Genomic DNA, 1,989 nt, shown 5'->3' with positions numbered 1-1,989 from the left:
GTGTCCACTTTATTAGGATACATGCATTTGTGTTTAAACTTGCTAGTACATTTGTAGATGCAATAGGATGGTTGTTTGCTGGTATAATCAATTTTATTGTAGATGTAATTTCAAACATTTTTAGTTGGGGAATCGAACAAATAAAGTTAATGCCAGAAAATATTCAAATTCCTATTTGTCTAACATTAGCAATTATCTTTATAGCTATTTTTCTAGCAAGTTTATGGTTCTTCCCTCATATAGTCATTACCTTACTTGTTGTCATACCGGTATCTATTTTTTTGCTAAAGATATTTATAGGATGGATAGTTCTTTTTGTATTATTTTGCCTAATTTATTCTTTTTGTAAGGATAAATTTATTCGTCTATCAATGTATTTAAAGAGAAACTCTAGTAGATCTGGAGGAGAAATAGATGGGAAAAATAGTTGATTTCAATAGAGGAAAATTAGAATCAGGGAATTTGTTGATAAATTGGCAAAGGTCATTCATAGAAGAATTAAAGTCTAATGGTTATTCTACTTCTATTTCTGATATCTTTTTTCCTAGTAGTTCTATTTATCAATTTAGTAACTTCTATGATTTAAATCTAAGAATTACTTCTTTAAAGCCAGGTGAAAAATTAGTTTTATTTAGGAATCTTCATTTTGAATTATTTTTTTATTACTCTTATGAAAATCAATTAACGCTTAGAATTGGAACTTTAGTATCTGGAATTGATGCTATGTTATTAGAAAATAGATTTTCTGAGGAAAAGAGAATATTTACTAAGTATTATAAGTATATGTTAGAATATTTTGGCAGAGAATAATTTATATAAAGATTAATAAAAAAGGAGTGGCTTAGTTGCCAACTCCTTTTTTATTAATCTTTTTTACAAGATAAAAATTATTGAATTTATTTTTTTTTATTTCTAGCATATAATTCTAAATCTGCTCTTTTATAAAGTTTGATTTTAGCGCTTCCTTTTCCTTCATTCTCATAAAAGGGTTGGATGTACTTTAAACGTACAGACTGTTCAAAAGCTTTAACTGATTGACCAGTTATTTCAGCACCTTTTCTTTTGTCTACTAAATTATTATAAATCCACTCTTGAATTTCTTCCTCTGTTTTAATTTCCATGTTTTATTCACTCCTTAGTAAAAATATAGCATTCCCACTATAAAAAATCAATGATATGGTATACATACTATAGTAGGTATGCTATAATATGTTTGTAAGTTAAATAATAAGAAATGACAGGAGGAAAAATAATGAAATAAACGTATTCAATTAAAGAAATCTTAAGCAAACTAGAAGCTACAGAAGACGGAATATTGTTGATTCCAAACTCGGATGTAGCAATTGTCGACGAACGTGATTTGGAGGTCTTTGAACTCCCTGAATCATTGAAAAATTCAAAAGTAATCTGTTTTTGGACGACAGATGAAATTAGAAATTATTTTAGTATTACGGATAATAGAATTATCTGGTTTGATAATTTTCTAAGCGAAAGTGCGACAGTTTTTGAAGGGAACGTAAAAGAAGAAATTGAAATTGTGATTGATGAAAGAACATTTGAGCCTAAAATTTTATCCAAAAATATCAAAGAATACGAATATTCAAACTTTTATCAGGAGACAGGGATAGATCAAAACTACGAGCTTTGAATTAGTTAAAAAGAAGTATTATGACAAGAAATTTCCCTTCTTGTCATAATATAAAGGAGGAAAATAATTTATGAAAAACTACAAAAAAATCAGTTTAATTTTTGTTTTATATTTAGCTGTTTTTTTCTCAGCAATTCGTATGGATGATTATTTATTTGACGGAAATTTGAATCAAGAGCTATCGACACTAAAAAGGCAACATAAAATTGATGATTTTGAAATAAAAAAATCTACTCAAAGCTTTGTGAAAAAGAAATACTCCATGCAACTTTCATATTCTTCAGAGGATACTCATGCTTATCCTCGAACAATTGAACTTATTCGATCCCCATTTTCGAGTC

The 1,989-nt window shown here is 27.7% G+C and carries 5 protein-coding genes; 4 read left to right on the top strand and 1 reads right to left on the bottom strand.

All coding sequences use genetic code 11. The features are described 5' to 3' along the window. Both RV14_RS11560 and RV14_RS11555 read left to right on the top strand, forming a co-directional pair. On the top strand, positions 1-431 hold a 431-nt coding region (locus RV14_RS11560; protein ID WP_217265355.1), incomplete at its 5' end, for a hypothetical protein. Continuing rightward, the gene (locus RV14_RS11555) at positions 415-810 is read left to right on the top strand and encodes a hypothetical protein (protein ID WP_071856387.1); all 396 of its coding nucleotides are present in this window, start codon (positions 415-417) and stop codon (positions 808-810) included. The genes RV14_RS11560 and RV14_RS11555, both read left to right, overlap by 17 nt. An 86-nt stretch (positions 811-896) precedes the next feature. Here RV14_RS11555 and RV14_RS11550 read toward each other — a convergent pair whose 3' ends face one another. Beyond that, a complete protein-coding gene (locus RV14_RS11550) occupies positions 897-1,121 on the bottom strand; it encodes a hypothetical protein (protein WP_071856386.1) in 225 nt (74 codons plus the stop codon). Positions 1,122-1,318: 197 nt separating this feature from the next. On the opposite strand from RV14_RS11550, the gene RV14_RS11545 reads away from it, so the two are divergent. Then, positions 1,319-1,648, top strand: coding sequence for a hypothetical protein (locus RV14_RS11545; protein ID WP_143139772.1), 330 nt, complete (start codon positions 1,319-1,321; stop codon positions 1,646-1,648). A 70-nt stretch (positions 1,649-1,718) separates the two neighbouring features. Beyond that, positions 1,719-1,989 (top strand): hypothetical protein (locus RV14_RS11540; protein WP_143139771.1); only part of this gene is annotated, 271 nt, incomplete at its 3' end.

Source organism: Enterococcus ratti, from assembly GCF_001886195.1.
GTDB classification, from domain to species: domain Bacteria; phylum Bacillota; class Bacilli; order Lactobacillales; family Enterococcaceae; genus Enterococcus_B; species Enterococcus_B ratti.
Note: the sequence above shows the minus strand (reverse complement) of the source record. Positions and strands in the feature narration are given on the sequence as shown.

Bases quoted from the DNA above. Each gene is read 5' to 3' on its own strand.
- RV14_RS11555 (WP_071856387.1), top strand. From the start codon at position 415: ATGGGAAAAATAGTTGATTTCAATAGAGGAAAATTAGAATCAGGGAAT.
- RV14_RS11550 (WP_071856386.1), bottom strand. From the start codon at position 1,121: ATGGAAATTAAAACAGAGGAAGAAATTCAAGAGTGGATTTATAATAAT.